The 20,592-nt window shown below is 71.9% G+C and carries 16 protein-coding genes; 8 read left to right on the top strand and 8 right to left on the bottom strand.

Translation table 11 applies throughout. The features are described from left to right. Positions 1 to 23: 23 nt before the first annotated feature. From JIG36_RS05445 to JIG36_RS05435, 3 genes are read right to left on the bottom strand one after another with little or no spacing between them, the layout of a single operon-like run. Positions 24 to 683, bottom strand: a complete 660-nt coding sequence (locus JIG36_RS05445) for an ABC transporter ATP-binding protein (RefSeq protein WP_203374844.1) — start codon at positions 681 to 683, stop codon at positions 24 to 26. After that, complete coding sequence (locus JIG36_RS51595; protein WP_203374843.1) at positions 680 to 1,696, bottom strand: peptidoglycan-binding domain-containing protein; 1,017 nt, start codon at positions 1,694 to 1,696, stop codon at positions 680 to 682. The genes JIG36_RS05445 and JIG36_RS51595 overlap by 4 nt, the downstream gene beginning before the upstream one ends. Next, a complete protein-coding gene (locus JIG36_RS05435) occupies positions 1,693 to 2,142 on the bottom strand; it encodes a hypothetical protein (protein WP_203374842.1) in 450 nt (149 codons plus the stop codon). The genes JIG36_RS51595 and JIG36_RS05435 overlap by 4 nt, the downstream gene beginning before the upstream one ends. Positions 2,143 to 2,286: 144 nt before the next feature. Here JIG36_RS05435 and JIG36_RS05430 point away from each other — a divergent pair, with 144 nt between their 5' ends. The 4 genes from JIG36_RS05430 to JIG36_RS05415 are packed head-to-tail and all read left to right on the top strand — an operon-like array spanning position 2,287 to position 8,729. After that, on the top strand, positions 2,287 to 2,946 hold the full coding sequence (locus JIG36_RS05430; protein ID WP_203374841.1) for a response regulator transcription factor: 660 nt from the start codon (positions 2,287 to 2,289) through the stop codon (positions 2,944 to 2,946). After that, entirely contained in the window at positions 2,940 to 3,989 is a 1,050-nt protein-coding gene (locus JIG36_RS05425) for a sensor histidine kinase (protein WP_203374840.1), read from the top strand. The genes JIG36_RS05430 and JIG36_RS05425 overlap by 7 nt, the downstream gene beginning before the upstream one ends. An 8-nt stretch (positions 3,990 to 3,997) precedes the next feature. After that, positions 3,998 to 6,913, top strand: a complete 2,916-nt coding sequence (locus JIG36_RS05420) for a LuxR C-terminal-related transcriptional regulator (RefSeq protein ID WP_203374839.1) — start codon at positions 3,998 to 4,000, stop codon at positions 6,911 to 6,913. Between the two features lie 49 nt (positions 6,914 to 6,962). Continuing rightward, a complete protein-coding gene (locus tag JIG36_RS05415) occupies positions 6,963 to 8,729 on the top strand; it encodes a multicopper oxidase family protein (protein WP_203374838.1) in 1,767 nt (588 codons plus the stop codon). 7 nt (positions 8,730 to 8,736) lie between these two features. Here the strand turns inward: JIG36_RS05415 and JIG36_RS05410 are convergent, their stop codons facing one another. Next, positions 8,737 to 9,543 (bottom strand): hypothetical protein, encoded by an 807-nt coding sequence (locus JIG36_RS05410; protein WP_203374837.1) that lies wholly within the window; start codon positions 9,541 to 9,543, stop codon positions 8,737 to 8,739. Positions 9,544 to 9,668: 125 nt separating this feature from the next. Between JIG36_RS05410 and JIG36_RS05405 the strand changes: the two genes are divergently transcribed. Genes JIG36_RS05405 through JIG36_RS05395 form a run of 3 tightly spaced genes read left to right on the top strand, consistent with a single transcriptional unit; the run spans position 9,669 to position 13,053 of the window. Beyond that, entirely contained in the window at positions 9,669 to 10,796 is a 1,128-nt protein-coding gene (locus JIG36_RS05405; RefSeq protein WP_203374836.1) for a T6SS phospholipase effector Tle1-like catalytic domain-containing protein, read from the top strand. Further along, entirely contained in the window at positions 10,793 to 12,520 is a 1,728-nt protein-coding gene (locus JIG36_RS05400) for a hypothetical protein (protein ID WP_203374835.1), read from the top strand. Before JIG36_RS05405 ends, JIG36_RS05400 begins: the two co-directional genes overlap by 4 nt. Before the next feature lie 35 nt (positions 12,521 to 12,555). Further along, a complete protein-coding gene (locus JIG36_RS05395) occupies positions 12,556 to 13,053 on the top strand; it encodes a hypothetical protein (RefSeq protein ID WP_203374834.1) in 498 nt (165 codons plus the stop codon). 11 nt (positions 13,054 to 13,064) lie between these two features. Here JIG36_RS05395 and JIG36_RS05390 read toward each other — a convergent pair whose 3' ends face one another. The 4 genes from JIG36_RS05390 to JIG36_RS05375 form a co-directional block, all read right to left on the bottom strand. Then, on the bottom strand, positions 13,065 to 14,051 hold the full coding sequence (locus JIG36_RS05390) for a hypothetical protein (RefSeq protein ID WP_203374833.1): 987 nt from the start codon (positions 14,049 to 14,051) through the stop codon (positions 13,065 to 13,067). 82 nt (positions 14,052 to 14,133) lie between these two features. Beyond that, positions 14,134 to 14,802 (bottom strand): response regulator, encoded by a 669-nt coding sequence (locus tag JIG36_RS05385; RefSeq protein WP_203374832.1) that lies wholly within the window; start codon positions 14,800 to 14,802, stop codon positions 14,134 to 14,136. Next, entirely contained in the window at positions 14,799 to 16,367 is a 1,569-nt protein-coding gene (locus tag JIG36_RS05380; protein ID WP_203374831.1) for a sensor histidine kinase, read from the bottom strand. The genes JIG36_RS05385 and JIG36_RS05380 overlap by 4 nt, the downstream gene beginning before the upstream one ends. A gap of 612 nt (positions 16,368 to 16,979) precedes the next feature. After that, the gene (locus JIG36_RS05375; protein WP_203374830.1) at positions 16,980 to 18,368 is read right to left on the bottom strand and encodes a cellulase family glycosylhydrolase; all 1,389 of its coding nucleotides are present in this window, start codon (positions 18,366 to 18,368) and stop codon (positions 16,980 to 16,982) included. 664 nt (positions 18,369 to 19,032) lie between these two features. Here JIG36_RS05375 and JIG36_RS05370 point away from each other — a divergent pair. Continuing rightward, positions 19,033 to 20,580 carry an ABC transporter substrate-binding protein gene (locus JIG36_RS05370; RefSeq protein WP_203374829.1) on the top strand — a complete coding sequence of 516 codons (1,548 nt, stop codon included), beginning with the start codon at positions 19,033 to 19,035 and terminating at the stop codon, positions 20,578 to 20,580. Positions 20,581 to 20,592: the final 12 nt, after the last annotated feature.

The raw sequence follows: 20,592 nt of genomic DNA, 5'->3' as shown, positions 1-20,592 counted from the left end.
GCCCAGCCGCGAGGTCCGCGGGATCACGACACCACCGCCCCGTCGAGGATCTCGACCTGGCGGTCGAACGCGGCCGCGATCTGCTTGTCGTGGGTGATCACCGTGATCGTGGTGCCCTCGCGGTTCAGCTCCCGCAGCAGCTCGATGATCGTCTCACCGGTCCGCGAGTCGAGGGCGCCGGTCGGCTCGTCGGCCAGCACGATCGCGGGCCGGGCGACGAGCGCGCGGGCGATCGCCACCCGTTGCCGTTCACCGCCCGAGAGCTCGTGCGGGCGGTGGTCCAGCCGGTGCCCCAGCCCCACCCGGTGCAGCGCCTCGACCGCCTGCTGCCGCCGGGCCCGGCGCGCGATGCCGTGGTAGAACAGCCCGTTGGCGACGTTCTGGACGGCGCTCAGGTGCCCGGTGAGGAAGAACTGCTGGAACACGAAGCCGATCCAGTGGGCGCGCACGGCCGACAGCTGGGCGTCGCCGAGCGTGGCCACGTCGTGGCCCATCACCCGCACCACACCCCCGGTGGGCCGGTCGAGCGTGCCCATCAGCTGCAGCATCGTCGACTTGCCGGAGCCGGACGGGCCGACGACGGCGGTCAGTTCGCCCGGCTCGATGCGCAGCGACGTGTCCCGCAGGGCGTGCACGCCGCCGGGGTAGGTCTTGCTGACCCGGTCGAGTTCGATGACGGTCATGACCGCGGCACCGTCACGGTCAGGCCTTCGGTCACGCCGGCGCCGGTGACGGCGACCCGGCCGTTCGCGAAGACGCCCAGTTCCACCGGGACGAGCCGGGTGGCGCCGCCGGTCTCCAGCACCTGGACGGCGTAGTGGCCGTCGGCCGTGGCCAGCAACGCGTCGACCGGCACGGTCAGCACGCCTTTGTGCTTGGGCCCGCTCAGGTGCACCGTGACCGGGGCGCCGTCGAGCGCTCCGGCCTTGGCCGGGTCGTCGAGCGTGATCGTGACCGGGATGGTGACCTTGCCGTCGGTCGCCGTGGCGGTGGTGCCGACGGTGGTGATCCGCCCGCCTGCCATGCCCCCGCCGGGCAGGCCGACGGTGACTTTCGCTCCCTTGACCCCGTACGCCGATTGGGCCGCGGGAAGGTCGACCACGACCTGCTTGGTCGTGCCCGTGCTGGTGAGCAGGTCACCGGAGGCGGGCGAGCCGGTCTGGGCCTTGACCTCGGCCACTCGCACCGCCCCGGGCCGCACGATCGCGTCGCCCGCCGCGACCCGCCCGGTGCGGCGCTGGCCCAGCTTCTTCTGCCACCGCCGCACGGCCGCCGCGGTGGCCGCCGTGAAGTGGTCGTCGACGGTGATGGAGTCGCCGAAGCCGAGCTCCTTCAGGTTGCGTTCCAGGATCTCCACGTCGGGGCCGTCGCCGACCCCGGTACCCAGCTCACGCCAGAACGGCAGGCCCCCGTAGAGCAGGGGGATCCGGCGGTTGTCGACGCCGTAGACCCGCTCGCCCCGCTGGATGACGTCGCCCGGCTTCGGCAGCCAGGTGAGCGTCCCGCTTCCGCCGCCCCGGATCGTGCCCGTGCCCGCGTATCCGAGGGTGCCGTCGACCTGGCGGGTCTCGACCAGGTCGGTCTTCGTAACCTTGGTGGTCGCGCCCGGGCCACCCGCGGGCGGGGCCGGTTCCTCGCCGTCGCACCCGGCCAGCAGCACGACCGCCAGGCCGCCCGCGATGAGAGCCTTCCTCACTTGGCGCCCCGGATCTTCGTCGAGCACTCGTCGAGCGCCTTCATCGTCTCGGGCGACATCTCAGGCACGCTGAACTGCTGGTCGCCGGACGGGTCGGCCCAGTCGATGCCTTTCTCCCGCATGCATTTGGCCAGTTTCAGCTGGTATTCGACGCGCTCCTGATCGCTGCCCTCGGCGCCGGTCTTCCCCGACGTCTGCGGCTCGTACTGCTTGCACTTGGCCAACGCCGCTTCCAGCACCGGGCTGTCGCTGGGCAGGGTCAGCGGGTTGCCCTCGGGGTCCTGGTCCTTGACGTCGACACCGTTGTCGCGCAGGCATTTCGTCCACTGCGAGCCGGTGTCGCCGACCGTCTTCGTCGCCTCGGGTTCGGCGCCGCCGTCGCCGCATCCGGCGAGAGCGCCGCCCACGACCAAAAGCAGACCGATTCCGTACGCCGCAATTCGCATGTTCTTGCCTCTCGAGTGGTGCGTTGGTGACGAGAGGATTTCTACGGAAGCGGGTGTTTCGTGGGCGTTCCAGCGGTTGTTATGCCGGTGAAACACCGCGGGAGCTAGCGTCGGCAGCCGGACACCTACCGAGCGGGAGGCGCTGTGCGGGTTCTGGTCGCCGAGGACGAGCCGGTTCTCGCCGGGTACATCGCCGAGGGGCTGCGGCTGCAGGCGATGTCGGTCGACGTCGCGTACGACGGCGGCACGGCGCTGGAGAAGGCGACCACCGAGACGTACGACGTCGTGGTGCTCGACCGTGACCTGCCCGGTGTGCACGGCGACGAGGTCTGCCGGCGGCTGCTGCAGCAGGGCGGCCACACACGTGTGCTGATGCTGACCGCGCTGGCCGAGGTCGGTGACCGGGTGACCGGGCTGCGCCTGGGCGCCGACGACTACCTCGGCAAGCCGTTCGACTTCGACGAGCTGGTGGCCCGGCTCGAGGCGCTGGGACGGCGTGCCCGGCCCGCCCTGCCCCCGGTGCTGCAGCGGGCCGGCATCGAACTCGACACCGCGCACCGGCGGGCCACCCGCCACGGCCGGCTGCTGGTGCTGTCGAACAAGGAGTTCGGGGTGCTGGCCGCCCTGCTGGCCGCGGAGGGGGCGGTGGTGAGCGCCGAGGAGCTGCTGCGCCAGGCGTGGGACGAGAATGCGGACCCGTTCACCAACGCCGTACGGGTGACGATGAGCCGCCTGCGGGCCAAGCTCGGCGAACCGGCCGTCATCGAGACCCTGCCCGGCGTGGGATACCGGCTCGGATGCTGAGCCGTCTGACGCTGCGGTGGCGGCTGACCCTGCTGCACACCGGGGTGTTCCTGGTCGCCGGGGCGGTCGTGCTGGCCGTGGTCTATTACCAGAACCGCCGGGCCGTGTTGAAGATCAGCATGGACGTCGACCCGGAGTTCGCCCCGCCCGGAACCGCGATCGCCCTGCAGAAGTCGGAGGCGGTCAGCACCATCCTCGTCCAGTGGGCGGCGGCCCTCGTCGCGATGACCGCGATCGCCGGGATCCTGGCCTGGTGGGTGACCGGACGGGTGCTCGACCGGGTGCACGGGATGACCGTGCAGGCCCGCCGCATCTCGACCGCCAACCTGCACGAGCGGATCGCCGTGCGGGGGCCGGACGACGAGATCAAGGAGCTCTCCGACACCTTCGACGACCTGCTCGGACGGCTCGAGGACGCGTTCAGCGCCCAGGCCCGGTTCATCGCCAACGCCTCCCACGAGTTACGCACCCCGCTGGCCGTGGCCCGCACGACGATCCAGGTCGGGCTGGCCACCCGGGATCCGGAGCGGACGGAACGCGTACGGCGGGAACTGCTCGCCAACAACGACCGCTGCATCGCGCTCATCAACGGGCTGCTGACGCTGGCGCGCGGCGAACAGTCCACGCGCCGCGACCCGGTCTCGCTGGCGGCCGTGGTCGACGAGGTGACCGGGGCGTTTCCCGGCGTGCGGACGGCCGTCGAAGGTGACCGTACGGTGCTCGGCGATCCGGTTCTGCTGACCCAGCTCGTACGGAACCTGGTCGACAACGCCGTGCGCTACAACGTGCCGGACGGGTCGGTGCTGGTGTCGCTGAGCCCCGACGGCCCGCTCACCGTCGAGAACACCGGACCGGTGATCGAACCGGGCGAGGTCGAGCGGCTGTTCGAGCCGTTCCAGCGGGGCGCCGGGCGCACCGGGCACACCGACGGCGCCGGGCTGGGCCTGTCCATCGTGCGGGCCGTCGCCACCGCCACCGGCGGCGAGGTGACCGCGCGCCCGCGTGACGGCGGGGGACTGGTGGTCGACGTCAGAGTAGGTTGACCCCCGAGATGGGGACACCAGAGCACCGATCCGCTCGGCTCGTCGGCCGCCACGACGAGCTGCGCCGCATCGACGACCTGACCGGTCAGGGCGGCGCCCCCGTCCCGCGCGGCGGTGCCCCGGTTTTGCGCGGCGGTGCCCCCGTCCTGCGCGGCACGGCCGATAGCGCCCCCGTTTTGCCGAGCGAGGCCGGAACTGCCCTCGTCCTTCGGGGCGCGGCGGGAATCGGCAAGAGCGCGCTGCTCGACCACGCGGCCGGGGCGACCGGGGTGCGGATTCTGCGGGCCGGCGGGTCGGAGTTCGAGCAGGAGCTTCCGTACGCCGCCCTGCACCAGCTGTGCCTGCCATTGCTCGACCGGGACGCGGTTCCGGAGCCGTTGCGGGTCGCATTCGGTCTCGCCGCGGGCACGCCCGACCCGTTCCGCGTCGGTCTGGCCGCCCTCGACCTGTTCACCGGCGGGGACCGGCCGGTGGTGGGGTTGATCGACGATGCGCAGTGGCTCGACGCGCCCTCCGCCCTCGCCCTGGCCTTCCTCGCCCGCCGGTCCGTCACCCTGCTCTTCGCCGTGCGCACCCCGCATGCGGACGGGCCGCTGGCGAGCCTGCCCGCGCTCGAGGTCGGCGGGCTGACCGTCGAGCAGGCCCGCGAACTGCTGGCCGCCCACCACCCGTTCCCGCTCGACGAACGGGTGCGCGACCGGCTGATCGCCGAGGCCGGCGGCAACCCGCGGGCGCTGCTGCAACTGCCCGGCGCGGGCGGCTTCCAGATCGCCGGGCCGTTGCGTGATGTCTCCGGGCCGTTCCGCGACACCTCCGGGCCGTTCCGCGATGTCTCCGACCCGTCCCGCGACACCTCTGGGCCGTTCCGCGATGTCTCCGGGCCGTCCCGCGTCGCCTCCGTGCCGTTGCGCGATGTCTCCGGGTCGTTCCGCGATGTCTCCGGGCTGTACCGCGACTTCTCCGGCCCGTTCCGCGACGGTGTGGAGTTCGAGGCGCGCACGGCCGATCTCAAGCCGGACACCGCCCTGCTGCTCACCCTGGCCAGCGCCGACCCGACCGGCGACCCCGGCCTGCTGTGGCCCGCCGCCGAACGGCTCGGCCTCGACACCGCCCGCACCAGCGCCGAGGCCGCCGCCACCGGCCTGGCCGAGTTCGGCGCCCATATCCGGTTCTGCCACCCGCTCGCCCGCTCGGCGGCCTATCGGGCCGCCCACCCCGACGACCGCCGCTCGGCCCACCGGGCGCTGGCCGCGGTGACCGACCCCGAACGCGCCCCCGACCGCCGGGCCTGGCACCTCGCGCAGGCCACCACCGGCCCCGACGACGACCTCGCGGCCGAGCTCGAGCGGTGCGCCGAGCGGGCCCAGACCCGTGGGGGCGTCGCCGCGGCCGCCGCCTTCCTCGACCGCTCGGCGGCGCTGTCGCTCGACCCCACGTCGCGCTTCGAACGGGCCCTGGCCGCCGCCCAGGCCCACATCCGGGCCGGCGACAGCTCCCGCGCGGCCGAACTGCTCTCGGCCGTCGACCCGGGGCCGCTCGACGTGGTCGACCCGGGCCCGCTCGACGTGGAGCGGCGGGCGCGTCTCGACCTCGTACGGGGTCAGGTCGCCTTCACCCGCCCCGGCGACGGCACCGGGCCCGCGCTGATGATCGCGGCCGCTCGCCGGCTGTCCGCAGTGGACCGCCCGAGGGCCCGGGAGTGCTTGCTGGATGCCGTCGAGATGAGCCTGGCCGTCGGCCGCGCCGGTGGTGTCCTCGACGAACTGCTGGCCGCGGCCCGCGAGCCCGAGCTGGCGCCGACCGCCCCCGACGCCCTCGACGCCCTGGTCACGCTGGCCGCCGAGGGGCACCGGGCCGCCGCCGGAATGCTGCGGGAAGCCATCTCGGGCGGGGGCGGCCCGGCCTGGAGCCGGCGCCCGGCCCTGGCCACCATGATGGCGGCCGAACTGTGGGACCCGGCCGTGCACACCACGATCGCCGAGTGGCTGGTCGAGGCCGGCCGCGGAAGCGGCTCGCCGATGCTGCTGCGCCTCGGCCTCGCCCAGCGGGCGACCGACGCCATCCTGAAGGGCGACATCGGACGCGCCATCGCCGCGACCGCCGAGGAGACCGCGATCGGCGACGTCTCCGGTCAGCCGCCCCTGCTCTATCACCGGCTGCACCTGGCCGCGATCCGCGGCCACGGCGACGAGACCCGTCAGTTGCTGGAGCTGGCCGGCGGCGCGGGCGGGCGGGTGACCAACACGCTCTGGGCCACCGCCCTGCTCGGCAACGGGCTGGCCGACTATCCCTCGGCGCTGGCCGCCGGCCGCACGGCGATCGAGCAGGGCGACCTGTTCCTCTCCGGCGTGATCCTGCCCGAGCTGGTCGAGGCGGCCGTGCGGTGCCACGAGCCCGCGGTCGCCGAGCGGGCCCTGGCGGCGCTGACCGAGCACACGCAGGCCACCGCGACGGTGCCGGGCCTCGGGGTCGCCGCCTACGCCCGCGGTCTGGTGACCGGGAACGAGGACCACTACCGGGAAGCCGTCGACCTGCTGGCGCGGACCCCGATGCGGCCCTATCTGGGGCGGGCCCACCTGCTCTATGGCGAGTGGCTGCGCCGCGCGGGCCGCCGGTCGGACAGCCGCGTCCAGTTGCGGACCGCGTACGAGATGCTGGCCGCCTCCGGAGCCGAGGGGTTCGCGCGCCGGGCCGCCGACGAGCTGCGCGCCACCGGCGAACGGGTCCCGCGCGCGGCCGGCACCTCCTACGAGAAGCTCACCATGCAGGAGTCCGCGGTGGCGCGCCTGGTGGCCGCGGGCGGCACGTCGAACGAGGTCGCGACCCGGCTCTTCGTCAGCAAACGCACGGTCGACGCGCACCTGCGCAACATCTTCCGCAAGCTCGGCGTGACCTCGCGTCGGCAACTCAAGGACCTCATGTAGGCATCGGGTGCCGACGCGGGCCGGCCGGTCCGCGGCCGATCGTGGTGCGATGTACGGAACCCTGCTCCTGATCGACATGACGGTCGCCGTCCTGACGCTGATCGCCGCGCCCGTCGGCGGTATCCAGGCGACCCGCCGCTGGATGGTCGTGCTGGCCGTGCTGGCCGCCGCCCGCCTGGTGCTCGCCCTCCTCCTGCTGACCGGTGGCGTGCTGCTGGCCGACACCCGCCTGCTGATCCAGGTGCCGCTGGCCCTGTTCCCGGCCGCGTGGGCGGTGTGGAAGCCGAGCCGGACGGCCGCCCACGTGAGCGCGGCCGGTGGGGTGCTGTCGGTCTGGTGGTTGCTCGCGCCGACCGCCCCGCAGGACGCGCCCTTCGTGCTCGCCGGTTCCGCCGTGGCCCTGGCGCTGGTCGCCGCGTTCGGCCGCCGGCGCCTGCTCTGGCTGGCGGTGACCGTGCTGCTGGTTCCGGGCGTGACGCTGACGCTCAACGACCGGGCCAACGCGGCCGCGACCGGGCACCAGCACTCCGGCATCAGGCAGTTGCACGTCGACCAGCTCACCGGGCCGAAGAACCAGACGCCCGACGTACGGGTCACTCTGGTCGCCGCCCGGGGCAGGGTGACCCTGGATTCGGGCCGTACGGTCGACGCGCTCACGTTCAACGGGCAGTCGCCCGGCCCCGAGATCCGCGCCCGCAAGGGACAGCTGGTCGAGGTCACGCTGGTCAACGAGAACGTCAGCGAGGGGGTCACCGCGCACTGGCACGGTGTCGACGTGCCCAACGCCGAGGACGGTGTGCCCGGCGTGACCCAGGACGCCGTGATGCCAGGCGCCCGGCACGTCTATCGGTTCATCCCCACCCGTACGGGAACCTTCTGGTACCACACGCATCGCGACGGCCGGCTCAACGTGCGCAAGGGCTTGTTCGGCGCCCTGATCGTCGAGGAGCCCACGCCGTACGAGGGCTACGAGCGTACGGTCTTCACCCACGCCTGGCCCGAGCCCGGCGCCCTGGCCCTCGACCGCGCCGACCGCCCCGCCCGCGAGGCCGTCGCCGCGGGCCGCAACGTGTTGCTCCGCCTGGTCAACAGCTCCGAGGAGCCACAGCGGGTGCAGCTGGCCGGCACCGAGTTCCGGGTGGCCGCGATCGACGGCAACGCGGTGCAGGCCCCCACGCCGTTGAAGGCGGGAACCGGGCTCGTGCTCGCCGCGGGCGGCCGCTACGACGTCACGTTCACCATGCCGGCCGGCCCGGTCACGCTCGCCGGGGCCGCGGACGCCTCGCTGGCGTTCAGCCCCGACGGTGCCGCGGCCGCGCTCCCGTCCACCGGCGGCGACACCTTCGACCCGCTCACGTACGGATCCGGCCCCGCTCCGGCCGGCGGCCCCTACCAGCGCACGTTCGATCTGCGGCTGGACGACGGTTTCGGGTTCAGCGAGGGCCGGATCGGTTTTGTGAGCAGCTCGATCAACGGCCGCCTCTATCCGGCCGTGCCGTCGCTGGAGGTCGACCGCGGCGACCGGGTTCGGGTGCGGATCGCCAGCCGAAGCACCGTCGACCACCCGTTCCACCTGCATGGCCACCGGGTGCGGGTGCTGGCCCGCAACGGCGCCCCGGCCACCGGAAGTCCCTGGTGGACGGACACGCTCAACGTCGGCTCGGGCGAGGTCTACGAGATCGAGTTCGTGGCCGACAACCCCGGCATCTGGATGGACCACTGCCACAACTTCATGCACGCCTCGAACGGCATGGTCATGCACCTCGCCTACACCGGCGTCACCACCCCCTTCTCGGAAGAGAGAATTCCCGAGTAGCCGTGATTCAGGACGTCAGCTTCGCCGACACGGAGGCGGGAGCGGGCTCGATCATCAACGAGAAGACCAGGAAGTTGCGCTTGAACTCGGCCTGCTCGGCACTGTCGGCCAGTCTGACGCGGCGGTCCCGATAGGTGAGTGCGGCCGGCGGGAGGTCGTCGCAAGGATTCTCGTAGGCGACGTAGATACCGGTGCGCAGGAAAGGTGCGCCGGGCGCGGGCCGCACGGCGAACACCGGGTTCGACGACCACACCTGGTCGGAGTCGTTCTTGCCGAACGCCTCGATGAGTCCATCGGCGACACTCGTGGCCAGTTCGAGATAGGGCACGCCCTTGAGGACGTCGATCAGCTGCCGCCCGGTCTCGGGACTGATGGCGTCCTTGACCTTCTTGTAGTAAGCGCTGGCGTCCTTGTCGAGCTCGATGAGCTGCAGTCCGATGACCAGCCGGTTCCTGAGAAGGACATTGGTGAAGCCGAGCGCGAAGTCGATGGATGCCCGGTTCCGGTCGGGGACCCGGAAGTTGAAGTCGACGGCCGTGTCCACCCGCAGATTCGGGTCTTCGCCGGCCCGGGTCTGTCCGCTCAGCTTGAAGAGAACCTCGTTCGATCCGAAGTCGGGCAGATCCTCGATCCACAGGGAGAGGACCTGGAACGTCACCGCGTAGAGCCCGGTGGTGGCGTCGCAGCCCGGCCCGATCGGGAGGCCGCTCAAGCTGGCGTCCGTCGCGTCGAGCACAGGGTAGTCGTGGCCGGTGTTCGGGCCGACGTTGTTGTCCAGCTTCACGTAACCGAAGGAAAGGGAGACCTCTGTCATCGCGCACTCCATCCGTGCGGTGGATCGTCCAGTGGGCTCCTATTGCTAGCGGCTGCTCGTGATCGACTCAAGCCGGGTGTCGCTGGGCCGACTGTGACCGTCGGCGGACAGTGCTAAGCAGGGGCATGGCCCGCACGATCGTGATCTGCTGCGACGGCACCGGCAACACCTTCGACGGCGAACCCACCAACGTGACCCGGCTGATCCGGTTCCTCGACCTGAGCGACCCGGAGCGGCAGGTTGCCGTGTACGCGCAAGGCGTCGGCACCAACGGCACCCGCATCTCCGCGGTCGGCGCCGACCGGCCGGCGCTGCAGGTGTTCACGCCCCGGGAATCGTGGCTGGAGGCGCACACCGCCATGCTCCGGGTTCTGGGGCTCGGCTTCGGCTATGGGCTCAAGCCGCTCATCCGGGAGATGTATCTGAGGCTGGCCGCGCTGCACACCGATCCCGGCGACCGGATCTATCTGTTCGGGTTCAGCCGGGGCGCCTTCGCGGTGCGGGCGCTGGCCGGGCTGATCTACCGCTGCGGGCTTCCGGAACGCGCCGACCGCCGCACCTTCGACCGGGCCTGGCGGCAGTTCAAGCCGATGCAGCCGCCGGCTGTCACCGCCAACCGTGTCCCCGAGATCGAGTTTCTGGGGGTCTGGGACACCGTGAAGTCGTACGGCGGTCTGGTTCCGACCAAGCTGCCGCATCTGCGCCACAACCCGATCGTCCGGCACGTGGCCCACGCCCTCGCCGTGCACGAGCGGCGGGCCTGGTTCAAGGCCACCACCTGGGGCCAGCTCGACATGGACAAGGCCGAGGGCAAGGCGATGGACCGCGTACGGGATTCCGACCGCCCCCGCTACGCCCGCCAGACCATCGCCGAGGTGTGGTTCACCGGCTTCCACAGCGACATCGGCGCCGGTGACATCACGCTGCGCTGGATGCTCGGCGAGGCCCTGCACGACGCCCCCGGTCTGGTGCTGACCCCGGAGGCGCTGAAGTTCCTCGCGGAGCCGGACTCCACGCCCCCGATGACGGACTCGTCGAATGTCGTGTGGGGACTGATGGAGCAACTGCCCCGCCTCGAGATCTTCAACGACGACAAGTGGCCCTACCGGCGCTGGGTCTGGGGCAGCGACGGCGCCCGCAAGCCGTCGAAGGTGGTGCGCCGCGACAAGCCGACCGCCCACGCGACCAACAGCGACGCCGCCGTCATGGGCCCGGCCGCGACGTCCACGACCCGCCGCCCGGAAGCGCCGTGATCCTCACCGCCGGGGATTTCCGCCGGCTGGTCCTCGACCGGGTGCACACCCTGCTCGAGACGATGGCGGAGGACGAGAAACTCACGGCGGCCGGCGGTTTCGCCAAACGTGAGCCCACGCCGCTGCAGCACCGCCACAGCCTGGCCGAGGTATATCGTCGGGCGGCCGCCCTCGCCTCGGAGCTGCGGCGCGATCACCCGGGAACCGCGCCCGTCGTGGACAAGACGGTGGAGTTGGCCGGCCAGGCCATGACGGCGCGCACCACGGCCGAACTCGTCGATGTCTACGCCGACGTTCTGAGCCTGCACGGGCACCGGCAGGACGGCCCGGCCGAGCTGCACGCCGAGCCGGACCGGGTACGCATCACCGTCGGCCGTGAGGAGAACGACGCGGAGTTCCTCGACGCGGTGACCGGCCTGCTGTCCCACAGTCGCCACGACGACCACCGTCCGGCTGCCGGTGAGGCCGCAGCGATCCAGGCCGCCTACCGCTGTCTCGACCGGGGGGTCGCGCTGACCGGCCCGTACCGGTCGATCGGGGTCCCGGGTTTCCGCCGCTTCCCGACCGCCCTGTCGGTGGCGGATCCGGGTGACTCGCACATGCGGGTGACCTGCCGCGGGCCTGACCTGACGCGCGGTCTTGTCGTGCACGTCGAGCACATCGACCGGGACCGGGAGTTCGACCGCGAGAAGGTCGAGCCCTACCGGATGCCCGCCGTCGTCGACGCCGCCCGGGTGCGCCTGCACACCGGCACCGATGCTCCGTGCAGCGTGTTCATCGGGCGTCCGGTCTTTGAGAGCGAGTCGTTCACGCGCGACCTGCTCAAAACGGTCCACCTGTACGCGGCGGCGGTCGCGGCCATGTTCATGCACGGCATCGCCGACTGCAAGCTGGGCCTGGAGCACATGACGGCGGCCGAGGCGGTCGAGTTCATGCGGGCGGTGGCGGGCAACGTCGTACGGGATCCCTCGCGCCAGACCCTCACGGCGGCGCTCAGCCTCAACACCCCGATCGTGGACGACCGCGCGGGCGCACCTGTGCTCGTCTCGGAGCCGTTCGACGTCGCCACCCTCGGGATCGAGCTGGTGCGCGACGGCGGTTTCGACCGGATCGCGTGGGACGGCTCGTCCAACCAGGTTCCGGCCGTCCCGGTCGTCGAGCAGCTGTCGTTCGGACACCTGCTCGGGCTCGTCCACCACGCCCACGAGACAGGCCTGGACACCTACATCTCGGCCGGAATGCTGCCCGACCACATGCGGACGGCCGTGAACCTCGGGGTGGGCGGCGTGGGCATGGGCACCAGCCTGCACCACGTCGACCTGGACACCCGCCTGATGGGCCGGCTACGACCCGAACTCATCCGCCGCGCCCTCGATGTGCGCGACCGGTCCGCGTCACGCTGGCCCGGCCGCGGGGCCGCGCTGCTGGCCCGCCTCGACCGCCTGCACTTCGAGAACGCCCTGCCCGCCGTGTGGGTCTCCGCCCGTACGGAACTCTTCGAAGTCCTCCAGGCCCAGGACCGGGCCGGCGTGGTCGAGCTGACGGGCCGGCTGGCCGAGGCCGAACGGATGCCGGAGGACACCGACCACCCGGTCATCGAACGCGCCCGGCGGGTGATCGCCCGGGCCCGCCGCGAATCGGTGACCGTCGCCGAGCTGGAGCGTGTTGTGGCCGGCCGCGACGTGACCCACCTGCGGGAGCTCCTGACCGGCGTGGTCGACTGATACCCGCAGGTCGTCCGGACGAGGGGAGCGGGACCGTGAACTCCGACGCCGAGGTCGAGGCCCAGGTGCGGGAAAATCTGCGCCCGGGCGAGACCTTCCGCGCCGCCGTGTGGGCGAGCCGGGCCGACGGCCGTACGCTGGCCGACCTCACCAAGGCCGACCTGTCCCCGTGGCGCTTCCGTCGTCCCTCCTCGGCCGTTCCCGAGAACCGCCGGGGCCTGCACGGCCGGCCGCGCAGCCGGGCCGTCGCCATGGACGAGCACATCCGCATCGTCACCGACCCGCGGCTGCTGGCCGTCACCGACCAGCGCCTGATGGTCCTGGCCAAGCGCCGGGGCGGCTGGCGTGACGTGTTCCGCTCGTCCACCGGCGAGGCGACGGCTCTGAGCGTGCGGTGGGAGTGCCCCCGCGAGGAGGTCGCCTCGGCCACCGAGCAGGACGGCCGTCTGCGCCTCGACTTCACCGACGGCTCCGCGGTCACCCTGCTCACCCCGTCCGCCGAGAGCCGGCCCTTCCTGGCCGCCCTGAGCTGACCGGCCGGCCCTCAGCGCTTCCGGCGGATCTCCCGCACCAGGAAATACAGGCCACCGAGGGCGCCCGGGAGGGCGATGAACCAGGCGGCCCACCACACGCCGTCCGCCCGCCAGCCGAGGAACGCCTGCACGGCGAGGCTGATCCCGACCAGGATGCCGACGATGTGAGCCGGTCGGGTGCGCCAGAACGGCACCTTCCGTACGGGCTCGTTCTCCTGAAGCTGCCGCGCGTACTCCTCGACCGGCCCGAATTCCTCCCGCGGCGACCGGCTGCGGGCCCGGACCCCACGCGTCAGCTCGGCGGCGCGGTCCGGCGGCAGGTCGTAGCGGCCGACCAGCAGACCGTCCAGGCGCTTGAACCAGGCGTCGGCATCCTCGGGTTCCGGAGCCCGTGCGGCCGGGCCCTGCGGCTTCTTCGGGGCCCGGCCCTGCCACGCCAGGGCGGCCGCCGCGACCCCGACGACGGCCAGAACCGGGATCGGGAACAGGTGCTCGCGGGGCAGCGTCGTGAACGCCGTCGCCGTGGCCAGAATCAGGACCACCACCCCGAGGTAGCAGTACTTCACCAGGTGGGGCCGGCCCGAGGCGCGCACCGCCTGCGGCACGCCGTGCGCACCGAAGAACGTCGCCGCCAGTAGCGCGAGACCGGTCAGGCCGGCCGTGGTCGCCGGGAACGTCCAGGTCCGGTCGATCGCGGCGAACAGCGGCGTCGCCACGAGGACGAGCAGCGTGAGGGCGAACAACTGGCCGCTGAGGTAGTCCGAGGGCGTCATGCCCTCACGGTCGACCGCTTCCCGCAACTCCACCGGCACGTCGGCGGCCGCCCGCGCCGCGAACACCCGGGGCTCGCCGAACGCCTCGTACGGGCTCTGACCGGTGCTCTCGCAGTGGGCCCGCGCGTCCTCGATGATCGGGTTCGCCGTGTGGTAGCCGACCCCGAGGTCGCCGAGGGCGAGCCGGGCCGGCAGTTCCCAGGATTCGAAGGTCGTCGTGGTCATGGGGAAAGGATGGCCGCGACGGGGGTGCCCGGGCGTCTGCCGGGCGACGGAACCGGCCACAACGAAAGTAGGAGACCCGAGGTCAGGCCGGTGACGCGTCGAGCAGGCCGGTGCGCTGGGCCAGCATGGCCGCCTGGACCCGGTTGTCGACACCGAGCTTGGCGAACACGTGATAGACGTGGGTCTTCACGGTCCCCTCGGAGACGAACAGCAGACGGCCGATCTCGGCATTGGACAGGCCCTGGGCCAGCCGGATCAGCACCTCGCGCTCGCGGTCGCTGAGCATGCCGACCTTGATCAACTCCTCCGACGGCCTCACGGGGGCGGGCGGCAGACGGTCGAGGACCTGCCGGGTGATCTTCGGGGAGAGGTAGGCGTTGCCGGCCGCGGCGGCGCGGACGGCGTATTCGAGCTCCTCGGCCGCGCTCTCCTTGAGCAGGAACCCGGCCGCCCCGGCGTGCAGCGCCTGAGCGACATAGTCGTCCTGGCCGAACGTGGTCAGCACGACGACGCGGACGGCCGGCGCCACCGTACGGATCTCGCGCAGCGCGGCCAAGCCGTCGAGGACGGGCATCTGGATGTCGAGCAGCGCCACGTCGGGCCGGTGCCGCACCGCCGCCTCGACCGCGGCCCGGCCGTCGGCCACCTGCGCGATCAGCTCGATACCGGCCGCCGGGCGCAGGATCGCGTCGATGGCCGTGCGGATCAGCGAGTCGTCGTCGGCCAGCAGGACCCGCAGCGGGTCGGTCATGACGGTTGCCCCCGGATGATCTGTTTGTCGACCAGCATGCCGTCGCGGAAGCAGAACCGGTAGCTGACGTCGCCGGTCTCGTCCCGCACCTGGTCCATGAGCGAGGCCGTGTAGTCGAGGCAGTCGGCGTCGGTCACCTCGTCGACGGTATCCGCGGCGTCGGCGTCGGGCAGCATCTCCCGCACCTCCCGTTCGCTCTGGCCGACCCGGACCGCGTCGTACGTGTCGCGGTCGACGACGACCAGGGCCGCGGCCAGCCAGGCCCCGCCCACACAGAGGGCCAGAAACGCCGCAATGGACAGCGTGGTGGCGACGACGACGAACTTGGTGCGCCGGCCGTGCCGCTCGATCACGCCCGCGAAGTCGGGACCCGCCGAGGGCGCCGGGACCACGGCCGGGGGCGCGGCCGGAGAAGCCTCGGCCTCCAGGTGGGGCAGCGTGGCCGCCACCCGGAAACCGCCGTCCGGGGTCGGCCCGTGATAGAGCATGCCGCCGGCGACCCGGACGCGTTCGGTCAGCCCGAGCAGTCCCTGCCGGCTGCCGGCGTGCACGGTCCGCTCCCCGGCGGTGTTGGTCACGGCGGCGATCAGGGCGTCCGGCTCGTAACGCAGCAGCAGGGTGATGGCGCCGCCACGGGCGTGCCGCAGCGCGTTGGTCAGACCCTCCTGGATCACCCGGTACGCGGCGTGCTCGGTCAGCGCCGCCTGGGCCCGGGGCGTTCCCTCGCGGATCAGCTCGACCTGGGCACCCGAGGCCCGGGCCTGGTCGGCCAGCTCGTCGAGGCCGGTCAGCGGGCGCACCGAGGACTGCGGGTCGTCCTGCCCGAGCAGCCCGAGGATCTGCCGCAGCTCGGACATGGCGGCCGCCGACGTGTGGCGCACCAGGTCGGCGGTCTCGGCCCGGCGCTGATCGTCGGCCGTGCGCAGCATGCCCGCGTACAGGGAGATGAGGGTCAGTTTGTGCCCCAGCGAGTCATGCATGTCGCGGGCGATGCGGGCCCGCTCCCGGGTCTGGGCCTGCCGGGCGATCTCGCTCTGCTGGTTGTGCAGCTGCACGTTGCGGCCGTGCATCGCCGCCAGCAGGGTGCGCCGCCGCCGGACCAGCCGGGCGACGCCGGCCGGGAGCACCGCCGTGACGGCGAACAGGGCCGAGGTCAGCACGGCCCACTCCACGGTCAGCGTCTCTTCCCAGGCGACCGACAGCACGAAGCAGACCCAGGCCACGGCCAGCGCGGCGACCACCTTCCACCACTGGACGAGGCGGTAGCTGACCGAGGCGCTGAGCACGATGAGCAGCAGGGTGCTGGGGCCGCCGGTGCCGAGGCCGATCAGGGCCGCGGCAATGTAGGCGACCAGCGGGTGGGTGAGCCGCGCCAGCATCAGTACGGGCGTGGTCACCCCGACCAGCCAGGGCGCGAGCGGATACCAGCCGACCGCGGCCGACGGGACCACGGCGCCGGTCGTCACGAGCGCGACCAGGGCGATCTCGTACGCGAGCCGCCATGTTTCGGTGAGGCCGGCCCGATCGCGCCACCGGGTCACGGCCGGCCCGATCTCGAATCGCATGACCATCAGTGTGACCGGGTCATTCCGGGATGCTGAGGGCGCCCGTTGGCGCGAGCCGCCACAGCTTCGTGCCGTCGGGTCCGCGGTCCATCTCGAACGCTGGGTGGGTTGCTGTCGCGGCCCATTTCGAACGTCGGTGGGTTGCTGTCGCGGCCCATTTCGAACGCCGGGTGGGTTGCCTTCGCGGCCCATCTCGAACGCCTGGTGGCCGGATGAGCCGGGACTGCCGTGGGTGACTTCCGCATGGTGTTTTCTCCGTGGTGAAGGGGATGCGGAAAGCCTGCCGGGATCGGGCGCGGGGGTCGTCAGGGCTTCGGGAGATCCGCGCGGCCCGGCCCTGCGACTTTCGTTGCAGGGCCGGGCCGTGGATGAGGCGGCGGCTTTGTTACGGGGCCGGGCCCTGAATCAGGCGGCGGCATTGTCGCGGAGCCGGGCCGCTTTGTTGCGGAGCCGGACCGCTTTGTTGTGGAGCCGGGCCGCTCTTGTTGCGGAGCCGGGCCGCTTTGTTGCGGAGCCGGACCGCTTTGTTGTGGAGCCGGGCCGCTCTTGTTGCGGAGCCGGGCCGCTTTGTTGTGGAGCCGGACCGCTTTTGTTGTCGAGCCGGGCCGTGGGTCAGGCGGCGGCGCAGCTCACGGTGGGGGCGGTGTTGGTTCCCGCGTACGAGGCGGTGAAGCCCCACGACGTGGCGGCGCCCGCGGCCAGGCTGCCGTTGTAGGACATGTTGCGGGCCGTGATGGCGCTGCCGGAGGTGGTCACCGTCGCGTTCCAGGTGTTGGTGAACTGCTGGCCGCTGGGCCAGGTCCAGGTGACGGTCCAGCCGCGGATGGCGGCCGTTCCGGCGGTGACGGTCACGGCGCCCTGGAAGCCGCTGCCCCACGAGCCGGTCACGGCGTACGTGGCGGTGCAAGCGCCTGACGCCGGGGGCGTGGTCGGTGGGGTTGTCGGAGGCGTCGTCGGGGGAGTGGTGGGCGGCGTGGTCGGAGGCGTTGTGGGCGGCGTGGTCGGGGGCGTGCCGCCGAAGATGGTGGCCTCGCGCGCGGTGGCCTTGATGCCGTTGGCGCCGTTGAACAGGCGCTGGCCCCATGAGGTGAGCTGGGCCGGGTTGAAGCCGGTGACCATGTCCAGATATTCGACGCCGCCGCCGTTGCCGCTCCACGACCAGCCCAGATAGCCGATGCCGCGGGCCTGGGCGGTGGCCAGGATGGTGTCCTCGTCGGGGTTGCCGTCGGAGTGGTTGTGCCCGAACTCGCCGATCACCAGCGGCAGGCCGGCGCTCTGGAACCGGCCCACATAGTCGGTGATCTCGGCCGCGGTGTCGAAGACCCCGTACATGTGGATGCTGAAGATGGTGTTGCGCTGCGGGTCGGAGGCGAACACCGAGGCGGCGTTGTCGCGCATGAGGAACTGCCAGTCCTGACCCCAGTTGGGCGCGTCGACCATCAGGGCGTGCGCGAAGCCGGCGGCCCGCAGGCGGGTGATCGCGTTCTTGGTGTCGGCGTTCCAGCCCGAGGCGTTGGTGTTCCCGTACGGCTCGTTGCCGATGTTGACGATGACGTAGTTCTCCTGGCCGTCGAGCGCGCTCTTGACGCCGATCCAGTAGTCGGCCGCGCGGGCCAGCGTCGTGGCCGCCCCGTCCTCGCCGTAACCCGTGGTGTCGTGGGCCTCGAGCACGCAGATCATCCGCAGGCGCTTGCACTCGGCGACGACCTTGGCCACGTCGGTGGCGTCGTTGCGGGTCCAGCGGTCACCCGTGCTGAGCACCACCCGTACGGTGTTGGCCCCCAGCGCCTTGATGTCGGCCAGCGACGAGAACCGGTCGGGATACCAGGTGTGGGCGTGGTTGACGCCGCGCATGACGAACGGGTTGCCGTTGCCCTCGAGGATCTGGGTCCCGCTGACCTTGATGCCGGTCGCCGCGGCGGCGGGCTGGGCGGTGGCGGCCAGCCCGAGACCGGCGGCGACGAGCACGGCGGCCAGACCGCCGAGCCAGCTTCTTCGCATGTTCACGGATCACCTCTTGTCGGTGGGGAGCGCCGTCTTGGGAGCGCTCCCAAAGCCTGCGTGAGCGTGACAGCGTTGTCAACCATTCGGAAACATCGATGAAATTGCTCATCACCGCGCAAACGCTCATCCACTGCGCGGACGCTCGCCTCTGCGCGATCGCTCATTCAGTGCGCGAACGCTTGCCTCTGCGCGATCGCTCATTCACTGCGCGAACGCTTGCCTCTGCGCGGACGTTCTCCCACTGCGCGAATGCTCGCCTCTGCGGGAACGTTCATCCACTGCGCGATCGCTCGCCTCTGCGGGAACGTTCATTTACTGCGCGAACGCTCACCCCTACGCGAACGCTCGGCCCCTGCGCGAACGCTCATCCACTGCGTGAACGTTGCCTCTGTGCGAACGCTCATCTACTGCGCGATCGCTGATTCCCCTGCGCGAACGCTCACCCTTTGCGCGAACGCTCATCACCCGCGCGCCGGATCGCTGCTCTGCCGGCTGCCCGGATCGTCGCCGCGTCGCGGATCGGGGGGCGGTGCGGTGTCCGGGACAAAAACGACAGTCGTCCAGCGCGACAACTGGGCCCGCCGCTTGTTGTCGGCAGCGCCAAAGACAAGGGACCCGCGTGCTCGGCAGTCTTTCGTGACACGCAGCACGTGGAGGCACGATGAAGGCTTTGCGATGCGCGGCCGCGCTGGGAGCAGTGGTGCTCCTGGCCGCTTGCGGTGACGACGGCGGCAGCGGCACGAGCGGCCGCCAGCCGGTCGACGGAAAGACATTCACGATGGCTGTCGCGGGCGACCCCGGCAACCTCGATCCCCATTTCACGTCCCTGTCGGTCACCGGCCAGGTCGACCGCTTCCTGTACGACTCGCTGCTCGGGTTCGCGCCCGACGGCAAGACGCTCCCCGGCCTCGCCGAGACCTGGGAGTCGACCAGCACGACCGCCAAGTTCACCCTGCGCAAGGGGATCACCTGCGCCGACGGCACCCCGCTGACGGCGGCCACGGTGGCCAAGAACATCAACTTCGTGGGCGACGTCAAGAACTCCTCGACCCGGATCGGCCTCTATGTGCCGGCCGGGGCCAAGGCCACTCCGGACGACGCGGCGGGCACGGTCGCGGTGACCTCGCCCAGCCCGGACGCGTTCCTCGAGCGCAACCTGGGCGGCCTGCCGATCGTCTGCGAGAAGGGCATGGCCGACCGGACGACGCTCAAGCAGGCGTCCGACGGGACCGGCGCGTACACCGTGACCGAGGCCGTGCCGGACGACCACTACACGCTCACCCGGCGCAAGGAGTACTTGTGGGGGCCGGGCGACTACAAGGCCGACACCGTGGGCCGGCCCGACAAGGTGGTGATCCGGGTGATCACCAACGAGACCACCACCGCCAACCTGGTGCTCTCGGGCGAGGTGAACGCGGCCCGCTTCACCGGACCGGACGTCCAGCGGCTGCAGGGCGACCAGTTCCTCAAGCGGGACGTGCTCGCCCCGACCGGCGAGATCTGGTTCAACCAGAAGGCCGGGCTGCCCACCGCCGACCTGAACGTGCGCAAGGCGCTCGTCCAGTCGCTCGACCTCACGCAGATGCAGCAGGTCTTCACCAGCGGCCGCGGAACCGCCGCGACCGGGCTGGTCGCGCCGGCCATGAGCCCCTGCAAGGGCGACAACGTGGCCGGGAACGTGCCCGCTTTCGACGCGGCCGCGGGCAAGACCGCGATCGGGTCGAGCGCGGCGGCCGGCAAGAAGCTCGTCGTGGCCTGGGGCGCCACCGGCAACCCGGGTGCGCAGGCCGCGGCCGAACTGCTGCAGCAGCAGTGGCAGGCCGCCGGCGTCCAGGTCGAGCTGAAGTCGGTCACGACCACGCAGGTCGGGCAGATCGCGGCCGGGCAGCTGGCCTGGGACGTGGCGATGTTCCCGATCGGGGTGACGCTGCCCAGCCAGCTGATCCCGTTCCTCTCCGGCCCGACGCCACCCAACGGCGCCAACTTCGCCGCGTTCGACAACAAGGAGTACGCGGCGGCGGTGGCCGAGGCCCAGAAGCAGTCCGGCGAGAGCGGCTGCCCACAGTGGGCGGCGGCCGAGAAGGCGGTGGTGCAGAACCTGGATCTGGTGCCGTTCGCCAACTCCAACGCGCCGACGATCGCCAACGGGGTCGAGCTGAACCTCTCCGAGGGTGACGTCGACCCGTCGTCGATCCGCATGCTGGGCTGACGGGAGAGACGG

It is taken from the genome of Paractinoplanes ovalisporus (assembly GCF_016834655.1).
Lineage (GTDB): Bacteria > Actinomycetota > Actinomycetes > Mycobacteriales > Micromonosporaceae > Actinoplanes > Actinoplanes ovalisporus.
This window is presented reverse-complemented; position numbering and strand designations above follow the sequence as displayed.

Bases quoted from the DNA above. Each gene is read 5' to 3' on its own strand.
- JIG36_RS05445 (WP_203374844.1), bottom strand. From the start codon at position 683: ATGACCGTCATCGAACTCGACCGGGTCAGCAAGACCTACCCCGGCGGC.
- JIG36_RS05435 (WP_203374842.1), bottom strand. From the start codon at position 2,142: ATGCGAATTGCGGCGTACGGAATCGGTCTGCTTTTGGTCGTGGGCGGC.
- JIG36_RS05425 (WP_203374840.1), top strand. From the start codon at position 2,940: ATGCTGAGCCGTCTGACGCTGCGGTGGCGGCTGACCCTGCTGCACACC.
- JIG36_RS05420 (WP_203374839.1), top strand. From the start codon at position 3,998: ATGGGGACACCAGAGCACCGATCCGCTCGGCTCGTCGGCCGCCACGAC.
- JIG36_RS05415 (WP_203374838.1), top strand. From the start codon at position 6,963: ATGTACGGAACCCTGCTCCTGATCGACATGACGGTCGCCGTCCTGACG.
- JIG36_RS05410 (WP_203374837.1), bottom strand. From the start codon at position 9,543: ATGACAGAGGTCTCCCTTTCCTTCGGTTACGTGAAGCTGGACAACAAC.
- JIG36_RS05405 (WP_203374836.1), top strand. From the start codon at position 9,669: ATGGCCCGCACGATCGTGATCTGCTGCGACGGCACCGGCAACACCTTC.
- JIG36_RS05390 (WP_203374833.1), bottom strand. From the start codon at position 14,051: ATGACCACGACGACCTTCGAATCCTGGGAACTGCCGGCCCGGCTCGCC.
- JIG36_RS05385 (WP_203374832.1), bottom strand. From the start codon at position 14,802: ATGACCGACCCGCTGCGGGTCCTGCTGGCCGACGACGACTCGCTGATC.
- JIG36_RS05380 (WP_203374831.1), bottom strand. From the start codon at position 16,367: ATGCGATTCGAGATCGGGCCGGCCGTGACCCGGTGGCGCGATCGGGCC.
- JIG36_RS05375 (WP_203374830.1), bottom strand. From the start codon at position 18,368: ATGCGAAGAAGCTGGCTCGGCGGTCTGGCCGCCGTGCTCGTCGCCGCC.
- JIG36_RS05370 (WP_203374829.1), top strand. From the start codon at position 19,033: ATGAAGGCTTTGCGATGCGCGGCCGCGCTGGGAGCAGTGGTGCTCCTG.